Source organism: Muribacter muris, from assembly GCF_001038205.1.
GTDB classification, from domain to species: domain Bacteria; phylum Pseudomonadota; class Gammaproteobacteria; order Enterobacterales; family Pasteurellaceae; genus Muribacter; species Muribacter muris.
The window spans coordinates 48,441-70,365 of the sequence record NZ_JWIZ01000012.1 but is presented as its reverse complement, the minus strand read 5'-3'; the positions used below and the strand labels follow the sequence as shown (position 1 = coordinate 70,365).

Sequence of the window (21,925 nt, the reverse complement as noted above, 5' to 3'; positions counted from 1 at the left end):
AGACACACTGCGTGTGTCCGGATTTTAAGCTATTGAAATAATTTGATTTTTATAAAGGACACACGCAGTGTGTCCCTACATTTTGTTAAAATGTGTATTTTTGTGCATTTGCTACATAATACCGCAATTATTTGGGGTTTAATCACCATTGACAAAATCTGGGGACAATGTTTGGCACGATCAATCGTCATCACATAAACGAAAGAGAGGCAATTCAGCCTCTCTTTTAGGTTTGAGAGGTTAATTTCTTAGCATTGTTTGAAATGCAGTAGCATCGCAGTTGCCGGATCGAGATTTGGGAGTGTCAGCCCGACTTTTTTCAGCCAATCGGAATGGACAACGAGCGGTTTGCCGTTCATTGCGTTGGTGAGCCATTCGGGGAGTGTTTTCATTAAATGCCCGCACTTGCCGGTTTGAAAGACCGCTGGAATATCCAAGAGACTGATTTCATAGTTGCCCTCTGCTAAATAAGGCAGACGAAGCGGTTCTTGTTGTAGATAATCCAACATTGCAAGTTGATTGACTAAAACGACCGCTTGCGTTCCAGTTTGGCTGATAACGCCGTTTACCAAAGAGGCAGGATCTTGTCTATCGAGGCGGAAGACCTTGCCGCTGTGGAGTAAAGGTCTAAGCTGTTTATGCAGGGCTATATATTTGCTGAAGCCTTGACGCTCCGCTTCGCCTTCTTTAACCGGATCAAGTTCCACGCCCATATGCCCAAACAGAGCGGTTAAGCCTCGGAAACTGACGTCCAGTTGGCGATAGGTGGTGTGGCAATGCTTGCCGCCGATATGCGCCCCGATCACTTCCGGCGGGTAGAAATAGCTCATTCCCCGTTGAATTGTTTGACGTTCGAGGGCGTCATTATCGTCCGATGCCCAAAAACGTTGAGATCGTTTTAATACTTCGTAGTCGATCCGTCCGCCACCGGAGGCACACGCTTCAAACTCAACATTCGGGTATTTCTCGCATAGCAGATCGCACAAGCGGTAAAAGGCTTCCGTCTGTTTGGTAACGGCGGCTTGTCCGTTATGCCCGCCCTGTACGATGCGGCGGTTCATATCCCATTTGACATAGTCGATCTCGTGATTGCCGAGTAGCCAGTCCATTCGTTCGACCAAATAATTAAACACATCAGGATTGCAGAGATCCAATACGTTTTGGTTACGTTCCTGCGGTTGATCGTAGCCTTCGACTTGCAGTAACCAGTCCGGGTGTTGGCGGTATAACTGACTGTTTTTGTTGATCATCTCCAACTCAACCCAAATACCGAACTGCATACCGAGATCTTTCACCGCTTTGATGATCGGGGTTAAACCGTGCGGGTATTTGCGCTCGTCCAAATACCAATCGCCCAAGCCGCCGAAATCGTCATCACGCCCGATAAACCAGCCGTCATCAATGATAAAGCGTTCCACCCCCATTTTTGTCGCTTCCGTTGCCATCGCGATAATGTGATCGGGGTTGTGGTCGAAATAGACCCCTTCCCAAATGTTGAGATGCACCGGGCGAGTTTTTTGCACAGGGAAACGCACGATATGTTCCCGCACATATTGGTGGAATTGTTGGCTCATTCCGTTTAAGCCTTGATTGGAAAAGGTTGCATACACCCACGGGGTCGCAATTTCATCATTTTGCGCCAGTTGGATTTCGCCCGGAAAATAGAGGGCTTCAAGCTGAACGGTGCGGCGACCTCGAATATCAATATCGGCACGGATACGGTGATTACCGCTCCAAGCCAAGTGAAAGCCCCACACTTGTCCGCTTTGCTCTTTAAAGCCCTGTTCGCCAATCATAATGTTTGGCGGATACTCGTGGGAGGTACGCCCGACACGGTTTTCTTGGATAAAACCGCCGTGTTTGAGCGTGTGGCGGTTAAGCTGAAATTCCCGCACCCAGCGTCCGTAAAAATTGCATACCTCATCGGCATATTCCGGCAACGGCATTGTAACGGCAAGGCGATTGACCGTAAATGTCTCCGCTTTAAGATTGCGCAATCGGTTACGGGTTTTGAGCACGCCGGTCTGTTCGTCCAACTCAAATTCACTGCTAAATTCAAGACCGGCAAGCTCATCAACTAACCGCAGTTGCAAGCGGTGAGATTGCTGCGAAATTTCGCAATGATTGAACACCGGCGCCCAATCCTGCCCGTTACGATGCCCTTCAATACTACTGGACTCGAAATAGCCCCGCCCGTTTTCGCAGGCAAGGGATACCGGCACGGCAATATCTAAGCCGCCGTTGGTTACACCGCTATCGAGGGCGGCAATATTGCTCTGATCAAAATGGGCTAAATGCTCCCCCCAATACACAATACGGGGATTTTGGTCGGCAATAATCACCAGATCATTTTTTTGGCTGGTTAAACGAATAACATTGTTCATCATTAAATCCTCTTAACATTTTGCGAGTTAAATTCCGTGAGCATTGCGTTTTTGCAATAGATAGCGTTCCGTAGCGGACATTTTGCCTGTGAGGGTAAAGACCGACAGTAGCGTAAAGGCAAGGGCGATACAACCTAAGATGAAATAGGTCTCTTGGAAGCCGAATTTGTCGTACCAAGTCCCGACCGTTGCCGACATCAGCATATTAGCGACTTGTTTGGCGAATTGACACGCCACCAGATAAATGGTCGCGGAAAAATGCACTTCAAACACATTGGCAATATATTTAAACAAACCGACTAAATAGAACGGCACTTCAAACATATGCAGGGTTTTCAATACCACCACGTGCCACGCTGTCGTGGCATAGGACGAGCCGATAATGCGGATACTCATAATCATTCCGGCGATCAGCAACGCATTTTTCGCGCCGATGCGGTTAATCAACAGCGGCACAAAGAACATAATCAACGCATTCAGCAGTTCGCCGCCGGTGGTAACATAGCCGAACATTTCCATTCCCTGTTCTTTCGATTCAAAGAAGGTATTGAAGAAATTACCGAATTGCTGGTCGAAAATATCATAAATGCAGGCAACCCCGATCACATAGGCAAGCAATGCCCAAAAACGCGGGAGTTTAAGCAGTAAAAAGGCTTGTTTGAGGGTAACAGGGTTTTTGTTCGCCCCTAATTGAGCGGCAACACTGGTACTGGCATTTTGCTCCGGTTTGGCTAACGCGACCAAAAACAACAAGACGACCGCCCCTGCCGAACCGAGCCAAAAGACCGAATTAGGATTGTGTGCATACATTATGCCAGCAAGGGAGGCACAAATTGCCCAGCCGAACATACCAAACATTCTCGCCCGACCATACTCAAAATGGCTACGGCGGCTCACCCGCTCAACATAGGCTTCCGAAGCCGGCGCACCGCCGGAAAAGACGAACCCCATATAGATCCCGCCGGCAATCGCCCCTAACCAAATATTGGTTTGAAGCAGCGGCGCAAACACATAAATAAAGAACGGCGAATAAAACAACAGGGTAATGGCGACTACCCAAAGTAAATGCTTTTTAATGCCTAATTTATCGGCAACATAGCCAAAAATTGGCTGAAAACAGAGGGCGAAAAACGACATTGACGCAAACACAATGCCCCGTTCTTCCCCGCTTAACCCGTTAATATCACCCAGCCAAATCCCTAAAAACGGGTAGCAGGTTGCCATAATGAAAAAATAGACGAAAAAGTAGCCGCTAAAAATCCAATAATTCCGATTAGACAAATAGTAGGCTTGCGGTGTTTGTAATTGCATAATTGACCTCTGACATATCTAAAGACCATTAAATGTTAACGTTATCAATCAAAATCACAAGTATAGAAATGGCGAAAATATGATGAAGATCACATTTTTTAACGTTAACATTGCAATTTTGTGAACCGGATCACAGATTTTACACGGGAGAAGATAGACAAGCGGGCAGATTTCGGTAACATTTTGCAAAATTCTTTCAGTATTAACACAATGGCATCACTTAAAGACGTGGCAAAACTGGCGGGCGTGTCGCTGATGACCGTATCCCGTGCCATTCACAACCCCGAACAGCTTTCGCCCAAAACCTATCAGATCGTCAAACAGGCGATTGAGCAGCTTAACTATGTGCCGAATATTTCCGCCCAAAAAATTCGGGGGACACAAGCCGCAACCCATACCATCGGCGTATTATCGCTGGATACCGCCACCACGCCGTTTTCCGTGGAAATTTTATTAGCGATAGAGCAGACGGTACGCCAATTTGGCTGGCACTCTTTTATTATCAATACCTTTGAAAACGAGCTGGAGCAAGCGGTCGGCACGTTGCTTTCCCACCGTCCGAGCGGCATCATTTTCACTACCAGTGGCTTGAAAAAAATTGCCATTCCCCCTGCATTGCGGCGTTATCCGATTGTGCTGGCTAACTGCCTGACCGATGACATTCAAACCGCCTGCTATGTGCCGAACGATTTCCAAGGGCAGTTTGATGCCGCTCAATTATTGCTGGAAAAGGGCTACCGCTCGCCCCTTTGCCTCTATTTGCCGAGTAATGCGATTGCCGCCCAAGCCCGACAACAAGGCTTTGAGCAGGCGTGGCGGGCGAAAATGGGGCAAAATAGCCCGCTGCCTAAGCCGTTTTTTATGTCGCCGTTTAGCCAAAATTTTGGTGAGGTTCTCCCTATTTTGCAAAAAATGTGCCGTAAACGACCGCTTGAGTTTGACGTGGTGGTGTGCGGTAACGACCGCATTGCGCTACTGACCTACCAATTTTTGCTGGGGCAGGGGATACACATTCCTGACGAGGTGGCGGTGTTGGGCTTTGATAATATGGTCGGCGTGGCGGATTGGTTTCTCCCGCCACTGACGACCGTGCAACTTCCCCACTATGAAATGGGGCAGCAGGCAGCCTTGCATTTGATAGAGGCCCGCACCGACAATAACGTCCATTATTTGGATTGCCCGTTGGTGGAGAGAGCGTCTTGTTAAGGTGGGATAGCGCTTGACAAAGATCAACTTTTTCTGAAAAATCGCACCGTTTTTTCACGCTTTTTAAGAGGTTTTATGGGAACGTTCGGTTTTCCGCTTGAGGCAATTATTGTCTTTTTTGTTGTGATTTTATTCTCGGTTTATGTGGATTTATTTGCGCACCGCAACACCAAAGAGATTAGCGTCAAAGACGCTTCACTTTGGTCGCTTTTTTGGATCGGCTTGGCACTCGCTTTTTATGCGTATGTGTGGCTACGCTTCGACAAACAGTTTGCCGATCTCTATCTTGCCGGATATGTGTTGGAAAAGAGCCTATCTATCGATAATTTGATGGTATTTGTGGCGATCTTCGCCTCATTCGGCATTGTCGGCAAATTACAACACCGCATTTTATATTGGGGCATTTTAGGGGCATTGGTGTTCCGAGCCGTTTTCGTGGTGATCGGCACCGGCTTATTTGCGGCAAGCCCTTGGGTTGGCTTTTTCTTTGCTGTTTTTGTGTTTTGGAGCGGCGTTAAAATGTTGCAAAGTGCAAAAAAAGAGGAGGAAACGATCGAAGATTACGCAAATCACTGGAGCGTGCGTTTGGTCGGCAAAACAATGCCGGTGTACACCAAATTATTCGGCGAGCGCTTTTTTGTGAAACACCAAGAGCTGAATGAGACGCAACTGGCAAACATCACCCGCCAAGGTTTCCGTTATGTTACACCGGCATTTTTATGTTTGATTGCGATTGAAAGCTCGGACGTCGCATTCGCTTTCGACTCCGTACCGGCGGTGATTGCGGTAACCGAAGAGCCGTTATTGGTGTATGCGGCGATGATTTTTGCCATTCTCGGTTTACGCAGCCTTTACTTTATTTTGGCGGCACTCACCAAATATTTGGTGCATTTGGAAAAAGCAGTTATTGCGTTGTTGTTTTTCATCGGGATTAAAATGGGGATTCAATCGTGGAATCACGCCGTTGGCGATACCGGCATTCATATTTCACCGAATACCAGCCTCTTTATTGTGCTAGGCGTATTAGCGCTTGGGGTGATCGCCTCCCTCATCTTTCCGGCAAAAACGGAAAAATAAATCAGGCGGCAGAATGGAAAAAAAGGGCGTTTCAAACGCCCTTTCTTTTTTGCGAAAAAATTCACATAACCGACCGCTTGCGGTTTCGGGGTTAAATCCGGTTGGCGATTAAATCGCCCATTTCACTGGTGGAGATCGGGGCGGATTGATCGGCTAAATCGGCAGTGCGATAGCCTTCGGCAAGCACGTGTTGCACTGCATTTTCAATCGCTTTTGCCGCATCTTCCAAGCCGAAACTGTAACGGAGCATCATTGCCGCCGATAAAATCTGGGCAATCGGGTTGGCGATATTTTTGCCGGCAATGTCCGGTGCCGAGCCGCCCGCCGGTTCGTAAAGCCCGAAGCCTTTTTCGTTGAGGCTGGCGGACGGCAGCATTCCCATCGAGCCGGTAATCATTGCACATTCGTCCGAAATAATGTCGCCGAAAATATTGGAGCAGAGCAGCACATCAAAGAAATCCGGCTGCTTGATGAGCTGCATTGTTGCGTTGTCGATATAAATATGATCGAGCTTCACTTCGGGGTACTGTTTCGCCACTTCATTCACGGTTTCACGCCATAAAATCGAGCTTATCAAAACATTGGCTTTATCCACGGAAGTAACGTGTTTGCCCCGTTTCATTGCCGTTTCAAACGCAACTTTGGCGATACGTTCGATTTCATAGCGGTGGTAAACTTCCGTATCAAAGGCTTTTTCTTGTGCGCCCTCGCCTTCACGTCCTTTTGGCTGCCCGAAGTAGATGCCGCCGGTTAATTCCCGCACGGTTACTATATCGAAGCCTTTTGCGGCGATGTCGGCCCGCAACGGGCAGAATTTTTCCAAGCCTTTGTAAAGAGTGGCAGGGCGAAGGTTGCAGAACAGGGCGAAATGTTTGCGTAGCGGCAAGAGTGCGCCACGTTCCGGCTGCTCGTTTGCCGGCAGATGCTCCCATTTTGGCCCGCCGACCGAGCCGAATAAAATCGCATCGGCTTGTTCGCAGCCTTTGAGGGTGCTGTCTGGCAGGGCTTTGCCGTGATTGTCGATCGCAATGCCGCCGATGTCGTGGTGGTGGTAGTGCAGGGTAAAACCGAATTTTTGTTGGACTTTATCCAACACTTTGAGTGCCTGAGCCATAATTTCCGGCCCGATACCGTCCCCGCTTAATACCGCAATGTTGTAATGTTGCATATAAATTCCTCAATTTTATTGTTGATTAGAAAGGCGTAATATAAAACATTTTGCTAAAAGGCGGGGGATTTTTTAGCGGAAACCGCACAATTTAGGCTAGAATAGCCGTATTTATCGACACACGGAGAGAAAAGCGGGCGAGATGATGTCGCACACGCAAGTGCCGTTCGGGGCGTGAACCCTTTTCGCTTGCGAACGTTGCACTGATTGCAAAATGATGCAGATAACCGACCGCTTGTCAGCCTTAAACCGAGACTATATGAACGAACAACAGCTTTTAGCCCTTGACCGCCAATATGTTTGGCATCCTTATACCGCAATGCCGAATCATTTGCCCGTTTATAGCGTAGAGAGAGCGGAGGGCGTGGAGATTTGGCTGCAAAACGGGCAGCGATTGATTGACGGAATGTCCTCTTGGTGGGCGGCGTTGCACGGCTATAATCACCCCATATTAAATCAGGCGGCAATCGACCAACTCGCTAAAATGAGCCATATTATGTTTGGCGGATTAACCCACGAACCCGCGGTGAAATTGGCGAAAACCTTGGTTGATATTACACCCGCAGGGCTGGAGCAGGTCTTTTTTGCCGACAGCGGTTCGGTCGCGGTGGAAGTGGCGATGAAAATGGCAGTGCAATATCAATCCGCACAGGGTAAACTGACCCGCCAGAAATTTGCCACGATCCGCAGTGGCTATCACGGCGACACTTGGCACGCAATGTCCGTTTGTGATCCGACCACGGGAATGCACAATTTATTTGCCCGCAGCCTGCCCGTACAATATTTTTTGCCCCAGCCGAGCGTGAAATTTGGCGAAGCGTGGCAGGAGACGGCAATCCGCCCGTTAGCCGATTTACTGGAAAAACGGCGCGATGAGATCGCCGCGCTGATTTTAGAGCCAATCGTACAAGGTGCAGGCGGAATGTATTTTTATTCCCCTGTCTATTTGCAAAAAGCGAAAGCCTTGTGCGAGCAATACGGCGTGCTGCTGATTTTCGATGAAATTGCCACCGGTTTTGGACGCACCGGTAAACTGTTTGCGGCGGAGTATGCACAGGTCAGCCCCGATATAATGTGCGTAGGCAAAGGCTTGAGCGGCGGCTATATGACGCTGTCCGCCACCTTAACCACCCGCCATATTGCGCAAACCCTTTCCCGTAGCGAAGCGAAATGCTTTATGCACGGGCCGACATTTATGGCAAATCCGCTGGCGTGTGCCGTCTCACTCGCCTCCGTTGAATTATTATTGGCGGGCGATTGGCAAGCGAATATCCGCCGGATCGAACGGCATTTTCAGCAAAGTCTTGCACCGCTGGCGGCTTGCGAGTATGTCAAAGAGGTGCGGGTATTGGGCGCAATCGGGGTGATTGAAATGGTTGAAGCGGTGAATATGGCAAGCCTTCAGCCCCGTTTTGTGAAACAGGGGGTATGGGTGCGGCCTTTCGGCAAATTGGTCTATTTAATGCCGCCGTTTATTATCAGTGCCGAACAGTTAGTCCGCTTGACCGATGGCGTGATTGCCGCATTAAAGGAAGAATATGCAACAATTTGAGCAATTTTTAACGGCGAAAAAAGCCGAAAACCAATATCGCACCTTGCCCGAATTGGTGCATCAGGGCAAATATGTTGAGCAAGGAGGGCGGCGAATGCTCAACCTATCCGGTAACGATTATCTCGGTTTGGCAAATCAAGCGGGTTTACGCCACGCCTTTTTTGCAAATTATGGCGACCAATTGCCCGCTTGCACCGCCTCGTCGTCCCGTTTGCTGACGGGCAATTTCCCGATTTATCATCAGTTGGAAGCACTGCTTGCTGAGCGTTTCGGGCGGCAGAGTGCGTTAATTTTTAACAGCGGCTACCACGCCAATATCGGCATTTTACCGGCATTGGCGGACAGGCAGACCTTGATTGTCGCAGATAAATTGGTGCACGCCAGTTTGATTGACGGTATCCGGCTAAGCCGTGCCACATTTCTGCGTTATCGCCATAATGACTATGCCCATTTGGCAGACATACTGGCGAACAATGCCGCACACTTTGCCCGCATTATTCTCGTAACGGAATCGGTGTTCAGTATGGACGGCGATGTGGCGGATTTGCCGACCTTAGTGCGATTTAAGCGACAATATCCGCAAATTTTGCTTTATGTTGATGAAGCGCACGCCGTCGGGATTTACGGCGAAACGGGCTTGGGTATGGCAGAGCAGATGGGGTGCGTGGCGGAAATCGATCTGCTGGTCGGCACTTTCGGCAAGGCGTTGGCGTCTGTCGGGGCGTATTTGGTGTGCGATCAACTGATTAAGGATTATCTCATCAACACGATGCGCCCGCTGATTTTTTCTACCGCTTTACCGCCGTTAAATGTGGCGTGGACGCACTTTCTGTTTGAACAATTACCGCATTTCAAGGCACAACGCCAGCATTTAGCCGGCTTGAGCGGCATACTGCGGCAAGCGGTTGCCGAACGGCAGCCCCATTCAAACCAAAGCCATATTGTGCCGTATCTGCTCGGCGACAATCAAACAACGGTGGAAAAAGCCCGACAATTACAAGCGCTCGGCTATTATTGTTTACCGATTCGCCCGCCGACCGTGCCGCAAGGTACTTCCCGTATTCGTTTTTCACTGACCGCCGATTTGAGCGAAGCCGAGCTGACGGCATTGATTGATTGTCTATAAGGAACGCTATGAAATACATTTGGCATCGCCGACAACAACCGGATTTACTCGTCTATTTTGCCGGCTGGGGCACACCCCCATCGGTCATTGCGCATTTAGGCTTGCCTGACGGCTATGATGTGCTGATCTGCTATGATTATCGGGATGTTGCATTGGCATTTGATTTTGCTCCGTATCGCAATATCAGAGTGGTGGCGTGGTCGCTGGGCGTGTGGGTTGCGGAGCGGGTATTGGGCGGGCATTCGCTACTGTCGGCAACGGCGATTAACGGCACTGCAAACCCCTGCAATGCGCAATACGGTATTCCGCCGGCGATTTTTACGGCAACCTTAGCGGGTTTAACGCCACACTCACGCCAAAAATTTGAACGCAGAATGTGCGGTAAAGGACTAAGCGACTATCAGCAACGTCAGGATCAGCGTCGCTTTGACGAGCTTCACGCAGAACTGACCGCACTTTTCCACGCAATTTGCAATGATACCCGCACGGATTTATTGGCGTGGACACACGCTGTTATCGGCACACAAGATAAAATTTTCCCCGCCCAAAACCAGCACGCCTATTGGGCGAACCGTTGTGCCGTTCGCACGCTGGAAGGGGAGCATTATCTTTTGCCTGCCTTTAGCCGTTGGGACGAACTATGGACGTAAATAAACAGGCGGTTCAACGCCGTTTTCAGCGTGCGTTACCCTTTTATGACAGGCAGGCAAAGGCACAGCAACAGATCAATCGGCGTTTGCTTTCAATCTTGCAAAACACGCGGTCGGATTTTGAAGATATTTTGGAAATCGGTTGCGGCACAGGGCATTTCAGCAGTTTATTGCAACAACATATTGCTGCAAAACAGTGGTGGCTGAACGATTTGTGCGAGGTGGACGAACATCTGGCAGCCCGTCTGACCCAGCCGTATCACTTAATCGTAGGCGATGCGGAGGCGCTGGCATTAGCGCGGCAGTTTGATTTGATTGCGTCCGCTTCCACGTTCCAGTGGTTTGCTGATCCGCCCCGTTTTTTAACTCGGCTCAAACGGCATCTCAAGCCGAACGGTTTGTTACTGTTTAGCGTGTTTAGCCCCGATAATTTGGTGGAAATCCGCCGTTTGACGCAGATTGGGTTGGATTATCCGAGCATTCAACAATGGCACGATTGGCTGGCGGCGGATTTTCAAATTTTGCACACGGAAAGTGCGCAAATCCGCTTGATATTTGAATCGCCGTTGGCGGTATTACGCCATTTGCAGCAGAGCGGCGTAACGGCGGTCAGCCGACAGGCGTGGACAAAAGGGCGGCTCAAGCGATTTTGTGCCGACTATCAACAGTATTACAGCAGCAATGGTGGCGTGAGCCTGACTTATACGCCGTTATACCTGTTAGCGAGGGTGAAAGCATAAATGGGCAAAGTGATTTTTGTATCCGGCATTGACACGGATGTAGGAAAAAGTGTGGCAACGGGCTGGTATGCTAAACAGCTAATGATGCAGGGGTATTCGGTCATCACGCAAAAAATGGTGCAGACTGGCGGTGAGACGATGTCCGAGGATATTCGGCTACACCGACAGATGCAGGGTATCGGCTTAACCGAAGCTGATCGGCAGGGGCTGACCTGCCCTTACATTTTCCCTTATCCCTGCTCGCCGCATTTGGCGGCGCGTTTGGCAGAGGAGAGCATTGATGCAGAAAAGATCACCCAAGCGACCGCCTGTTTAAGTGCAAATTATGATTATGTCTTGTTGGAAGGGGCGGGCGGTTTGCTTGTGCCTTATACCGAGAGCCGAACCACTTTCGATTACCTGCGAGCGTGCGGTTATCCGCTGATATTGGTAACGTCCGGCAGGCTCGGCAGCCTTAATCACAGCTTGTTGAACCTTGAAATGTGCCGCATACATCACATTCCGCTCCAAATGGTGATTTATAACGACTATCCCGTTGCTGATCCGCTCATCAGTCAAGAAACCCAGCGTTATCTTCGCCGTTACCTTGCCGACAATTTTCCCGAAGCACAATTTGTACGTTTACCGATACAGGATTTGAAGTGATGAAAAAAGGTAATGCCAAGGGCATTAAGTGGTTAAAACGGGGGATTTTTGCAACTTTAGTGCTACAACTGACCGCTTGCGGCACGGTGATCAGTTTTGCCGAAAATGATTACCGTGTCTATGGCGGCGTACGCCGAGATTTTCAGGCTATTCAAGAGGGCAACGTATTGGGCGTGCTGGCGGTGGTCGATTTGCCCCTCAGCTTTGTGCTGGATACCTTAGCCCTGCCCGTTACCCTTAGCCGAGACTAGCCTAAGGGCTAATCAAGGTGAGTGAGGGTGGCGATGTAGTTACAGCTCACATCGTGGTTAAGGCGGAAGGTTTCACACAGAGGGTTGAAATGATAGCCGACCATTTCCCGACAGGTTAAGCCCGCCTGATCGCACCAATTCAGCAATTCCGCCGGCTTAATAAACTTTTCAAATTGATGTGTGCCTTTCGGCAGCATTTTCAGCACATATTCCGCCCCGATAATCACCAACATATAGGCTTTAAAGGTGCGGTTAATCGTGGATAGAAATAGCACGCCGTTTGGTTTGAGCAGCGCTTGACAACTTTGGATAATGGAGAGCGGATCGGGAACGTGTTCCAGCATTTCCATACAGGTGATGACATCGAATTTTGGCTGATCGCAAGCGGTCAGTTGTTGGCGAAAATCTTCAACAGTGATTTGTTGATAGTCAATGGCTAAACCGCTCTGCTCGGCGTGTTGTTTGGCAATGTGTAGCGGCTCATCGGTCATATCAATGCCGATCACTTCAGCCCCTTGCTTTGCCATCGCCTCGCTTAAAATGCCCGCCCCGCAGCCGACATCCAAGACCCGTTTGCCGAACAGACCGCCCGCTTTTTCATTGATATAGGCGAGCCGAACCGGATTGAGCAAGTGAAGGGGCTTGAAATCGCCGTGCGGATCCCACCAGCTTTTCGCCATTTTTTCAAATTTTGCAATTTCGTGTTGATCGATATTTTTCATAACTTACCTGAATGTAAAGCGGTTGCAAAAAAACGCCGGTATTCGACCGCTTGCAACCTGCCGTTATTGTAGCCTAATTCCGCAGGAAAAGGGACTGGTGGAGATATTTTGTTGGTCAGCGGTAATATTCAGCTTAAAAGTGTGATCACTTTCACAAAACAGACCAAAAAAACGGCGGTTAAGCATAGTTTTTTTAATTATTGATATAAATTTTTCTAATTTGATATTGCAAATCTCAACAACATTGCTAAACTCATCGCCCATCAAACACAACTTTTCTTTTTTATACTGGAGTTTTTATGAGCGATTTGAATGCCCTTTTCCAAAAAATCAAACAACGTGATCCGGAGCAAGCTCCGTTCCACCAAGCCGTTGAAGAAGTCTTTGGTAGCCTTGCGCCGTTTTTGGCGAAAAATCCAAAATACACCCAACAAGGATTATTAGAGCGTATCGTTGAGCCTGAACGGGTGATTAGCTTTCGGGTAACCTGGGTGGACGATAACGGACAAGTGCAGGTAAATCGTGGCTACCGTGTTCAAATGAACTCGGCGATCGGGCCTTACAAAGGCGGCTTACGTTTCCATCCGACCGTTGATTTAGGCGTGCTGAAATTCCTGGCGTTTGAGCAAGTGTTCAAAAATGCGCTGACAACCTTACCAATGGGCGGCGGTAAAGGCGGTTCGGATTTCGATCCGAAAGGCAAATCCGATGCGGAAGTAATGCGTTTTTGCCAAGCCTTTATGAGTGAATTATATCGTCATATCGGGGCGGACACCGATGTGCCGGCGGGGGATATTGGCGTGGGCGGTCGTGAAATCGGCTACTTGTACGGTCAATACAAAAAATTACGCAATGAGTTTACCTCTGTGCTAACCGGTAAAAGTTTAACTTGGGGCGGCAGCTTAATCCGTCCGGAAGCGACCGGCTACGGTACGGTCTATTTTGCCGAGAGTATGCTAAACACCCGTGGGCAAAGCATTGAAGGTAAACGAGTGGTGATTTCCGGTTCGGGTAATGTTGCTCAATATGCGGCGGAAAAAGTATTGCAAAAAGGCGGTAAAGTTTTAACCGTTTCCGATTCTAACGGCTATGTACAGTTTGGGGATAACGGAATGACCGAAGCGCAGTTAGCGGCGTTATTAACCTTGAAAAACGAACGCCGTGAGCGTTTATCCGTTTATGCTCAAGAACAGGGTTTAGCCTATTTTGACGGACAAAAACCGTGGGGCGTGGCGTGTGATGTGGCATTGCCTTGTGCAACCCAAAACGAGTTGGATACCGAAGATGCCAAAACCTTGCTCAAAAACGGCTGTATCTGCGTGGCGGAAGGGGCAAATATGCCTTCGACATTAGGGGCGGTAGAGGTGTTTGTTGCAGCGAAAATCCTTTATGCACCGGGTAAAGCCTCCAATGCGGGCGGTGTGGCGACTTCCGGTTTGGAAATGAGCCAAAACGCTATTCGCCTGTCTTGGAGCCGTGAAGAAGTGGATCAGCGTTTATTCGACATTATGGCAAATATCCACCAGAACTGTGTGGAAAACGGCACGGAGAACGGTTTTGTCAATTATGTGAACGGCGCAAACATTGCCGGCTTCAAAAAAGTCGCAACCGCAATGTTGGAGCAGGGCGTGGTATAACACCCGGTCGGTTGCAACGGTTTTTTTGTAACTCAAATAAAAGCAGGCGGAAAAGACCGCCTGTTTTTTTATACTGAATACAAAATATTGTTATGCTGTTTGACGATGTAAAAGACGGTTAGCACATTCTGCTGCCGCTGTTAAGCCACCCGCCATCATAATAATATCTTTTACAATCAACCTGCCTGCCGCTGACAAATAAGGGAAACCGTGATTTGGGGTTGGGAGATCCCCGCCTAAATTCGGCACCCAAGTTTCCGGTGTGGTAATCAGGAAAGAGAGGGTAACAATCGACATTCCAAACGTCAGTAAGCCGCCGACAATGCCGATTTTCGGAAACCAAATACCGAGTAAGGTTAAAATGCCGATAGACACAATCACTGTCCCTAAACCGTAGGAGAATGTATAAGTCCCATTTTGTTTGTGCCATTCAATATTTTTCAGCACCATTTTGCCTTCCGGGTTTTTATGTAATACATACTCTTTAACCATTTCACCTTTTTCATTCGGTGCATATTTGTCGCTATTATTGTATAAAAAGCTCATAAACGGGCTGTTTGATACAAAATGTGCAATACCGTCTGCTTCATATTGAAAGGCCTTTAAGCCTCCAATCCAAAGCATCACAATAAAAATGGCAATACGGATAAAATGGATAAATTGGCGTTGTAACGGGGCGATGATTTTCGCCGCAAATTCAATGAGAGTGTTCATTTTCAGTTCCTTTTAAGTGAAAAACTAAAAGAATTCTACCCTCAAGTGAGATACCGTATTCGTTAAATAGTCGCAATGACTCGTTCGTTTAAGTCATCTTGGTTAAGGAAATATTACAAGAAATGGAAAGATTTGTAATTAAAACGAAAAGGAATACTATAAATAGGCTTCTAACAGATTCGTTGGTATCGCTATGATTATAGTTATTATTTATTTGAGGGCTTATATTTTAGCGACTAAAAAGCCCTTTCATTCTAAAAGGGCTTTTTCTATTTCGTTTAGGCTACGCTAAAATTAAACGCGTTTAAAGTCTAAATGAACAAGTTTTGGTTTAGTCGGGTGGCGTTGAATGGCTTGTACTTTGACTTGCTCTTCTTTGCCGGCAACAACGATAGTTAATACTTCGTTATAGAACGCATCGTGGATTTGAGCGTTGTTAACTTTATCGTGATCTAAAATGATGGATACAGGCTCTGCTTTACCACCGTAGATGATTGCAGGCACTTGACCATTATGACGCAGGCGGCGGCTCGCACCCTTACCTTGCGCCGAACGAACTTCAGCTTCAAATTTGAATGACATTGTTTAAGTCTCATTATTGGGGAACGAATGTTCCGTGAATCAAAAATAGCAGGCGACCCAGCTATTCCCAAAAAAATTAACGGCAAAAAGCCGAGCGCATATTTTAATGCGGTTTTATTAAAAAGCAAGACTAATTTCATCGAATATCCTGTTTGATAATGTTATTTTTAATGGTTTGTCAGTTTATTTTAAACAGGGTAAGTAATGGGATTTTGTGGAAAATAATTGTAAAATATGCGGCGATTTTTTAACGTATCATTCTACTTTGGAGGTCTAGTTAAATGGGGCATTCTACATCATTAAGTCCTGATAACATTCAAGATGTGAAGAAGGCGATTTTGCATAAATTGGTATTTGCATTAGGGGTTGAACCACGGGAGGCGAGCCGACGCAACTGGCTGAATGCAGCTCTGCGTGTTGTGCGGGATCTGTCCACTCAATCGTGGCTGCAAACCCGTCGCAGCCAAGCGGCAAATACCAGTCGCCGTGTCTATTATCTCTCTATGGAGTTTTTGATGGGGAGAACCTTCAGTAATGCAATGATTGCAGAAGGTGTTTATGAATTAGTGAAAGCGGCGTTTGATGAACTGGGGCAGGATTTAGAGGATATTATCAACGAAGAAGGCGATCCCGGTTTAGGCAACGGTGGGTTAGGACGTTTAGCCGCCTGTTATATGGACAGCTTAGCCGCAATGAAAATTCCGGCTATCGGCTATGGGATTCGCTATGAATACGGTATGTTCCGCCAAGAAATTAAAAATGGGGAACAAGTGGAGCATCCGGATTATTGGCTTGAGCAAGAATTTGCTTGGCCTTATGTGCGTGCCAGTAAGCGTTTTAAAGTCCGTTTTGGCGGTAGAACGTGGCAGGAAGGTAAGAAGACCCATTGGCGTGCGGAAGAAGAAATTATTGCACAGGCACACGATCAACTGATCCCCGGTTTTGAAACCTCCGCAACCAATAGTTTGCGGCTTTGGTCTGCCCACGCCGGTGAAAAAGTGTTTGATTTGGCGGATTTTAACCGAGGTGATTATTTTGCGGCAATGAGCCACCAAAACAGCTCGGAAAATGTGTCTCGAGTGCTTTATCCTGACGACTCTACCTACAACGGACGGGAATTACGTTTGCGTCAAGAATATTTTCTATGTAGTGCCTCGGTGCAAGACATTCTTCGCCGCCACGAAGTCGAATCCGGATCTTGCGAGAATTTAGCCGATAAAGTGGCAATTCACTTGAATGATACGCACCCGACCCTCGCCATTCCGGAGTTGATGCGCATTTTAATCGACGATAAAGGCTATGACTGGGCAAAAGCGTGGGAGATTACCCGCAAGACCTTCTACTATACCAACCACACTTTGATGAGCGAAGCCCTTGAAAGCTGGCCGGTAGAAATGATTGCCCGTATTTTACCTCGTCATTTACAGATTATTTTTGAGATTAACGAATGGTTCTTGCAACAAGTGCGGGAAAAATTTGTCGGAGATGACGATCTTGTCCGCCGAGTCTCCATTATTGACGAAAACGGCGAACGCCGAGTACGAATGGCGTGGCTGGCAGTGATTGCCTCAAGCAAAGTAAACGGGGTGGCAAAAATCCATTCCGATTTAATGGTAGAATCTATCTTTGCCGATTTTGCCCGCATTTACCCGGAACGTTTTACCAATGTTACGAACGGTGTAACTCCTCGCCGTTGGATTCAGATTGCCAATCCGGGATTGACCCGCATTTTAGATAAACATATCGGGCAAAACTGGCGAACGGCGCTGACCGAGTTGGATAAATTAAACCGCTTGATTGACGATCCGAATGTTCAAGCGGAAGTGATAGCGGTTAAAGTTGAAAATAAACGCAAACTTGCCGCTTACATTGAAAAAACACAAGGTATTACGCTTAATCCAGAAGCGATTTTTGACGTACAAATCAAGCGTATCCATAAATATAAACGCCAGCAGCTCAACGTGCTACACATCATCACCCTTTATAACCGTATCTTGAAAAATCCGACAGCAGACTGGCAGCCGAGGGTGTTTATTTTTGCCGGTAAAGCCGCCAGTGCATATTATGCGGCGAAAAAGGTGATCCGCCTGATCAATGATGTGGCAAACGTGGTGAATAATGACCCTCGTATCCGTGATTTAATCAAAGTGGTGTTTATCCCGAATTACAGCGTAAGCCTAGCGCAACTGATTATTCCGGCGGCGGATCTTTCCGAGCAGATTTCCCTTGCCGGTACGGAAGCCTCCGGTACGTCAAATATGAAATTTGCGTTGAACGGTGCATTAACGATAGGCACGCTAGACGGCGCGAATGTCGAGATTTTGGAGAGAGTCGGACGGGAGAACATTTTCATCTTCGGTCATACGGTGGAACAGGTGGAGGCTTTACGCCGCAACGGTTATTCACCCTACCACTATTTTGAGCGGGACGGCGAGCTCAACGAAGCAATCTCACAAATTCTGAACGGCAAATTCTCACCGGACGATCCGTATCGCTACCAAGATCTGATTTTAAATTCAGGGGATTACTATCAAGCCTGCGCCGATTACCGCAGCTATGTGGACACGCAAGAACAGGTCGCCGATTATTTCCGCGATAAAAAAGCGTGGGCACGTTCAGCGATGATTAACATTGCCAATATGGGTTATTTCTCATCGGATCGATCCGTGCTGGATTATGCCCGTGAGATTTGGCAGATTGAGCCAATGAGCGATGAACAGATTGCCACGCAACCTAAAATCGCCGAGTTGTTCACTGACGCTACCGAGCGTGTGAGATCGAAATAGAGGCGTTACAAGCGGTCAGTTACGGTGGAAAATGTGCAAAATCAATGATATGCCGTAGGGGATAAAGTTGAATTTTAGGCACGTTTTGTTAGCGATTGTGATAAGCTCAAGTCATTGCTGATTATGATGAAAGGGACACCAACGTGGTGTCTCTTTTAGATTGAACTAGCTGAGACACAATGTCGCCATTTGCAAAAAACGCCCTTAAACCGACCGCTTGTGGTGAGGTTTAAATCTCTGTTTTCTCTTTGTATTCGCACAGATCTTCAATAATGCACGAGCCGCAGCGGGGCTTGCGGGCAATGCAGGTGTAGCGTCCGTGCAAAATAAGCCAATGATGCACATCGACTTTAAATTCATCAGGCACAACCTTCAGCAACTTTTCCTCTACTTTCACCACATCTCTTCCGGGGGCAAAATTGGTGCGGTTAGACACACGGAAAATATGGGTATCGACCGCAATGGTCGGCTGCCCGAAAGCGGTGTTCAGTACTACATTGGCGGTTTTACGCCCTACACCGGCGAGAGCTTCCAATTCCTCACGGGTTTGCGGCACTTCACCGTTGTGCTTTTCAATGAGATCTCGGCAGGTTTTGATTATATTTTCTGCCTTGCTGTTATATAAGCCGATCGTTTTGATGTAGGATTTTAAGCCGTCCACGCCAAGATCCAAAATCGCTTGTGGGGTATTGGCGACAGGGTAGAGCTTAGCGGTCGCTTTATTGACGCCGACATCGGTAGCCTGCGCCGATAAAATCACCGCAATCAGTAATTCAAACGGGTTGCTGTAATTAAGCTCAGTCGTGGGGTGGGGATTTTGATCCCGTAAACGCGTTAAAATTTCAATACGTTTTGCTTTGTTCATTATTTATCCTAAGAAAAGTAGCCTTGATCGATCAGCATTTTGCCAACCATTATGAGCGACATTGTAACAATCAACGGGCGGATAATCTGCTTGCCCTTGCTGATTGCCATCTTTGCACCAAGTGTGCCGCCGATAATCTGACCGATCATCATTACCAACCCCACTTTCCACAAAATATCGCCGCCCAATGCGAAAAAGAGTAGCGAGGCAATATTAGAGGTAAAATTAAGCACTTTCGCGTGGGCGACGCTTTTGGTTAAATTAAAGCCGAGTAAGAGTAAAAATGCGAGGGTGAGGAATGAGCCGGTCGCCGGGCCGAAAACGCCGTCATAAAAGCCGATACCGACAGCCGCAGTAAAGGCAAATAGCGGGTAACTAAGGCGTTGTTTACGATCGCTATCGCTGATAGACGGGCTGAATAAAAAATAGATCGCAATCAACAGAATGAGAAAGGGCAAGATCGCTTTGAGGGCATTGACATCAATGTTTTGCACCAAGAGCGTGCCGAGCGATGCGCCGACAAAGGTCATTAGGATGAGCAACCAAATTTGGCGTAGATTGACGGCTTTCTGACGCAGAAAATAGAGCGAAGCAGAAAACGAACCGCCACACGCTTGTAATTTATTTGTGCCTAGGGCGACTGCCGGCGGCATACCCGTTGCCAATAATGCCGGAATGGTGAGTAGCCCACCACCGCCTGCGATAGCATCAATAAAGCCCGCCACTAATGCCACGCCAAAGAGCAGCGAGAGCATATCCAATCCTAATTCCATCTGTGCCTCCGACTGTTAATAGATAATCATCTCGTTACGGTGCAATGCCACCGCACCAAATTCATAGCCGAGTAGTTGCTCGATCTCGTTGGATTTTTTGCCCTTAATCAATACCAATGCTTCACTGTTATAACGGCTGATGCCGAGAGCTAACGGCTTGCCTGCTTGATTGAGGATTTTCACCACTTCGCCACGGGCAAATTGCCCTTCAATATGGATAATCCCTGCGGGAAGTAAGGATTTATGCTGAATTAACAACGCGTCTTCAGCTCCTTGGTCAATCGTAATCGTGCCCGCTGGCGGAGCGCCGAACAGCCACTGTTTACGTCCTTCAATACGGTCGGCTTGCACTAAAAAGCGTGTGCCGAGGGTCTCTCCTTTGACGAGAGATAAAATCACATTTGGTGTTTCACCCGAGGCAATAACGGTTTCTACGCCGGAGCGGGTGGCAATATCGGCGGCGGTAATTTTGGTACTCATACCGCCTGTGCCTAAACCCGTTACACTGCCGCCGGCGATTTGGCGAATATCAGGCGTGATTTTTTCGACCACGGAAATCGGTTTGGCATTTGGGTTGGTGCGGGGATCGCTGTCGAACAATGCGGTTTGATCGGTGAGTAAAATCAACTGCTCCGCTTGTGCCAAGATAGCGACAAGGGCAGATAAATTATCGTTATCGCCAATGCGAAATTCAGCGGTTGCCACTGCATCATTTTCATTGATGATCGGGATAATTTGCTGCTCAAGCAGGGCGGCTAAGGTATCACGAGCGTTCAAAAAATGGTCTTTATTTTCAATATCGGCACGGGTGAGCAACATTTGCCCGATTTTGATATTGTAAATTGAAAAAAGGCTTTCCCAGACTTGAATAAGTTGGCTTTGCCCGACGGCTGCCAGTAATTGTTTGCTGGCAAGGGTGGCAGGCAGCTCACGGTGTCCCAAATAATCCCGCCCCGCTGCCACTGCGCCGGAGGTAACTAAAATCAGCCGATGCCCTTGTTGGTGTAGCTCGGCGATCTGTTTGACGATGTCCAACATATGCGGGCGGCTGAGATGCTTTGTCCCGTGAGTGAGGGTACTCGTCCCCAATTTAATTACGATGGTTTTAGTCATTATTTTTTGCAAGAAAAAGAAAAGAAACTGACCGCTATTATCTGCTAAAATCCATTTTATTTCAAAGAGAGAGTGTGAATGAAAATTAGCTTAATTGTGGCAAGAAGTCGAAATAAAGTGATAGGTAAAGATAATGCGATGCCGTGGCATTTACCGGTGGATTTGGCGTGGTTTCGTGAAAATACAGTGGGGAAACCGGTGATTATGGGGCGAAAAACCTACCAGTCTATCGGGCGACTATTGCCGAAACGCCCAAATATTATTTTATCCCGTACGCATTTTGAGGTAGAAGGGGCGTATGCCGCCACGGATTTGCCACAAGCGGTCGCTTTAGCGCAAAAACTTGCAACGGGCGATGAAATGATGATTATTGGCGGCGGGGCTATTTTCCAACAGGCGATCGCTTTGGCAGATACCCTGTATTTAACGGAAATTCAAGCCGATATTGACGGGGATACTTTCTTTGATTTTGATGAAAGCCAATGGGATTTGACCGCCGAAAAATATGCAGCGAAAGATGAGCAAAATCCGTATGACTGCCGATTTATGATCTTAGCGAAACGACAATAGTTGACTATTTTGCTAACTTTTTGAACGGATAGCGTGAATGACTGTGATCTATT

At 47.7% G+C, this 21,925-nt stretch carries 20 protein-coding genes; 11 read left to right on the top strand and 9 right to left on the bottom strand.

Features of this window, described 5'->3' with window-relative positions; translation table 11 throughout:
• Positions 1–248 precede the first annotated feature (248 nt).
• On the bottom strand, positions 249–2,384 hold the full coding sequence (locus tag RO21_RS02480; protein WP_047976220.1) for an alpha-galactosidase: 2,136 nt from the start codon (positions 2,382–2,384) through the stop codon (positions 249–251).
• A 27-nt stretch (positions 2,385–2,411) separates the two neighbouring features.
• Positions 2,412–3,695: an MFS transporter gene (locus RO21_RS02475; protein WP_047976219.1), complete on the bottom strand. Its 1,284-nt coding sequence runs from the start codon at positions 3,693–3,695 to the stop codon at positions 2,412–2,414.
• Positions 3,696–3,905: 210 nt separating this feature from the next.
• Here RO21_RS02475 and RO21_RS02470 point away from each other — a divergent pair, with 210 nt between their 5' ends.
• Positions 3,906–4,901: a LacI family DNA-binding transcriptional regulator gene (locus RO21_RS02470; protein WP_047976225.1), complete on the top strand. Its 996-nt coding sequence runs from the start codon at positions 3,906–3,908 to the stop codon at positions 4,899–4,901.
• A 75-nt stretch (positions 4,902–4,976) separates the two neighbouring features.
• On the top strand, positions 4,977–5,978 hold the full coding sequence (locus tag RO21_RS02465) for a TerC/Alx family metal homeostasis membrane protein (protein WP_047976218.1): 1,002 nt from the start codon (positions 4,977–4,979) through the stop codon (positions 5,976–5,978).
• Between the two features lie 91 nt (positions 5,979–6,069).
• Here the strand turns inward: RO21_RS02465 and leuB are convergent, their stop codons facing one another.
• The gene (gene leuB, locus RO21_RS02460; protein WP_047976217.1) at positions 6,070–7,146 is read right to left on the bottom strand and encodes a 3-isopropylmalate dehydrogenase; all 1,077 of its coding nucleotides are present in this window, start codon (positions 7,144–7,146) and stop codon (positions 6,070–6,072) included.
• A 259-nt stretch (positions 7,147–7,405) separates the two neighbouring features.
• On the opposite strand from leuB, the gene bioA reads away from it, so the two are divergent.
• From bioA to RO21_RS02430, 6 genes are read left to right on the top strand one after another with little or no spacing between them, the layout of a single operon-like run.
• Entirely contained in the window at positions 7,406–8,698 is a 1,293-nt protein-coding gene (gene bioA, locus RO21_RS02455) for an adenosylmethionine--8-amino-7-oxononanoate transaminase (protein WP_047976216.1), read from the top strand.
• A complete protein-coding gene (locus RO21_RS02450) occupies positions 8,685–9,824 on the top strand; it encodes an 8-amino-7-oxononanoate synthase (protein WP_047976215.1) in 1,140 nt (379 codons plus the stop codon). The genes bioA and RO21_RS02450 overlap by 14 nt, the downstream gene beginning before the upstream one ends.
• Before the next feature lie 8 nt (positions 9,825–9,832).
• Positions 9,833–10,474 carry a DUF452 family protein gene (locus tag RO21_RS02445; protein WP_047976214.1) on the top strand — a complete coding sequence of 214 codons (642 nt, stop codon included), beginning with the start codon at positions 9,833–9,835 and terminating at the stop codon, positions 10,472–10,474.
• Positions 10,465–11,214: a malonyl-ACP O-methyltransferase BioC gene (bioC, locus tag RO21_RS02440; RefSeq protein ID WP_047976213.1), complete on the top strand. Its 750-nt coding sequence runs from the start codon at positions 10,465–10,467 to the stop codon at positions 11,212–11,214. The genes RO21_RS02445 and bioC overlap by 10 nt, the downstream gene beginning before the upstream one ends.
• Positions 11,215–11,859, top strand: a complete 645-nt coding sequence (gene bioD / locus RO21_RS02435) for a dethiobiotin synthase (protein WP_047976212.1) — start codon at positions 11,215–11,217, stop codon at positions 11,857–11,859.
• Entirely contained in the window at positions 11,859–12,110 is a 252-nt protein-coding gene (locus RO21_RS02430) for a YceK/YidQ family lipoprotein (protein ID WP_084724233.1), read from the top strand. Before bioD ends, RO21_RS02430 begins: the two co-directional genes overlap by 1 nt.
• A gap of 8 nt (positions 12,111–12,118) precedes the next feature.
• Here RO21_RS02430 and ubiG read toward each other — a convergent pair whose 3' ends face one another.
• Positions 12,119–12,832 carry a bifunctional 2-polyprenyl-6-hydroxyphenol methylase/3-demethylubiquinol 3-O-methyltransferase UbiG gene (gene ubiG, locus RO21_RS02425; RefSeq protein ID WP_047976211.1) on the bottom strand — a complete coding sequence of 238 codons (714 nt, stop codon included), beginning with the start codon at positions 12,830–12,832 and terminating at the stop codon, positions 12,119–12,121.
• Positions 12,833–13,131: 299 nt separating this feature from the next.
• Here ubiG and gdhA point away from each other — a divergent pair, with 299 nt between their 5' ends.
• A complete protein-coding gene (gene gdhA, locus RO21_RS02420; protein ID WP_047976210.1) occupies positions 13,132–14,469 on the top strand; it encodes an NADP-specific glutamate dehydrogenase in 1,338 nt (445 codons plus the stop codon).
• Between the two features lie 90 nt (positions 14,470–14,559).
• On the opposite strand, the gene RO21_RS02415 is transcribed toward gdhA, so the two are convergent.
• Together RO21_RS02415 and rplY are read right to left on the bottom strand one after the other, a co-directional pair.
• Positions 14,560–15,183: a DUF417 family protein gene (locus RO21_RS02415; protein WP_047976209.1), complete on the bottom strand. Its 624-nt coding sequence runs from the start codon at positions 15,181–15,183 to the stop codon at positions 14,560–14,562.
• 294 nt (positions 15,184–15,477) lie between these two features.
• Positions 15,478–15,765 (bottom strand): 50S ribosomal protein L25, encoded by a 288-nt coding sequence (gene rplY / locus RO21_RS02410; RefSeq protein ID WP_047976208.1) that lies wholly within the window; start codon positions 15,763–15,765, stop codon positions 15,478–15,480.
• Positions 15,766–16,046: 281 nt separating this feature from the next.
• On the opposite strand from rplY, the gene RO21_RS02405 reads away from it, so the two are divergent.
• Positions 16,047–18,551, top strand: coding sequence for a glycogen/starch/alpha-glucan phosphorylase (locus tag RO21_RS02405; RefSeq protein WP_047976207.1), 2,505 nt, complete (start codon positions 16,047–16,049; stop codon positions 18,549–18,551).
• A 229-nt stretch (positions 18,552–18,780) separates the two neighbouring features.
• Here RO21_RS02405 and nth read toward each other — a convergent pair whose 3' ends face one another.
• Genes nth through proB form a run of 3 tightly spaced genes read right to left on the bottom strand, consistent with a single transcriptional unit; the run spans position 18,781 to position 21,302 of the window.
• Complete coding sequence (gene nth, locus RO21_RS02400) at positions 18,781–19,416, bottom strand: endonuclease III (protein WP_047976206.1); 636 nt, start codon at positions 19,414–19,416, stop codon at positions 18,781–18,783.
• Between the two features lie 8 nt (positions 19,417–19,424).
• Positions 19,425–20,189 (bottom strand): TSUP family transporter, encoded by a 765-nt coding sequence (locus RO21_RS02395; RefSeq protein ID WP_047976205.1) that lies wholly within the window; start codon positions 20,187–20,189, stop codon positions 19,425–19,427.
• Between the two features lie 15 nt (positions 20,190–20,204).
• On the bottom strand, positions 20,205–21,302 hold the full coding sequence (proB, locus tag RO21_RS02390) for a glutamate 5-kinase (RefSeq protein ID WP_047976204.1): 1,098 nt from the start codon (positions 21,300–21,302) through the stop codon (positions 20,205–20,207).
• Between the two features lie 78 nt (positions 21,303–21,380).
• On the opposite strand from proB, the gene RO21_RS02385 reads away from it, so the two are divergent.
• On the top strand, positions 21,381–21,872 hold the full coding sequence (locus tag RO21_RS02385; protein WP_047976203.1) for a dihydrofolate reductase: 492 nt from the start codon (positions 21,381–21,383) through the stop codon (positions 21,870–21,872).
• Positions 21,873–21,925 lie beyond the last annotated feature (53 nt).

Bases quoted from the DNA above. Each gene is read 5' to 3' on its own strand.
- ubiG (WP_047976211.1), bottom strand. From the start codon at position 12,832: ATGAAAAATATCGATCAACACGAAATTGCAAAATTTGAAAAAATGGCG.
- bioA (WP_047976216.1), top strand. From the start codon at position 7,406: ATGAACGAACAACAGCTTTTAGCCCTTGACCGCCAATATGTTTGGCAT.
- RO21_RS02480 (WP_047976220.1), bottom strand. From the start codon at position 2,384: ATGAACAATGTTATTCGTTTAACCAGCCAAAAAAATGATCTGGTGATT.
- RO21_RS02405 (WP_047976207.1), top strand. From the start codon at position 16,047: ATGGGGCATTCTACATCATTAAGTCCTGATAACATTCAAGATGTGAAG.
- bioD (WP_047976212.1), top strand. From the start codon at position 11,215: ATGGGCAAAGTGATTTTTGTATCCGGCATTGACACGGATGTAGGAAAA.
- rplY (WP_047976208.1), bottom strand. From the start codon at position 15,765: ATGTCATTCAAATTTGAAGCTGAAGTTCGTTCGGCGCAAGGTAAGGGT.
- RO21_RS02385 (WP_047976203.1), top strand. From the start codon at position 21,381: ATGAAAATTAGCTTAATTGTGGCAAGAAGTCGAAATAAAGTGATAGGT.
- proB (WP_047976204.1), bottom strand. From the start codon at position 21,302: ATGACTAAAACCATCGTAATTAAATTGGGGACGAGTACCCTCACTCAC.
- RO21_RS02475 (WP_047976219.1), bottom strand. From the start codon at position 3,695: ATGCAATTACAAACACCGCAAGCCTACTATTTGTCTAATCGGAATTAT.
- RO21_RS02395 (WP_047976205.1), bottom strand. From the start codon at position 20,189: ATGGAATTAGGATTGGATATGCTCTCGCTGCTCTTTGGCGTGGCATTA.
- RO21_RS02445 (WP_047976214.1), top strand. From the start codon at position 9,833: ATGAAATACATTTGGCATCGCCGACAACAACCGGATTTACTCGTCTAT.
- gdhA (WP_047976210.1), top strand. From the start codon at position 13,132: ATGAGCGATTTGAATGCCCTTTTCCAAAAAATCAAACAACGTGATCCG.
- RO21_RS02470 (WP_047976225.1), top strand. From the start codon at position 3,906: ATGGCATCACTTAAAGACGTGGCAAAACTGGCGGGCGTGTCGCTGATG.
- RO21_RS02430 (WP_084724233.1), top strand. From the start codon at position 11,859: ATGAAAAAAGGTAATGCCAAGGGCATTAAGTGGTTAAAACGGGGGATT.
- RO21_RS02465 (WP_047976218.1), top strand. From the start codon at position 4,977: ATGGGAACGTTCGGTTTTCCGCTTGAGGCAATTATTGTCTTTTTTGTT.
- RO21_RS02415 (WP_047976209.1), bottom strand. From the start codon at position 15,183: ATGAACACTCTCATTGAATTTGCGGCGAAAATCATCGCCCCGTTACAA.
- leuB (WP_047976217.1), bottom strand. From the start codon at position 7,146: ATGCAACATTACAACATTGCGGTATTAAGCGGGGACGGTATCGGGCCG.
- RO21_RS02450 (WP_047976215.1), top strand. From the start codon at position 8,685: ATGCAACAATTTGAGCAATTTTTAACGGCGAAAAAAGCCGAAAACCAA.
- bioC (WP_047976213.1), top strand. From the start codon at position 10,465: ATGGACGTAAATAAACAGGCGGTTCAACGCCGTTTTCAGCGTGCGTTA.
- nth (WP_047976206.1), bottom strand. From the start codon at position 19,416: ATGAACAAAGCAAAACGTATTGAAATTTTAACGCGTTTACGGGATCAA.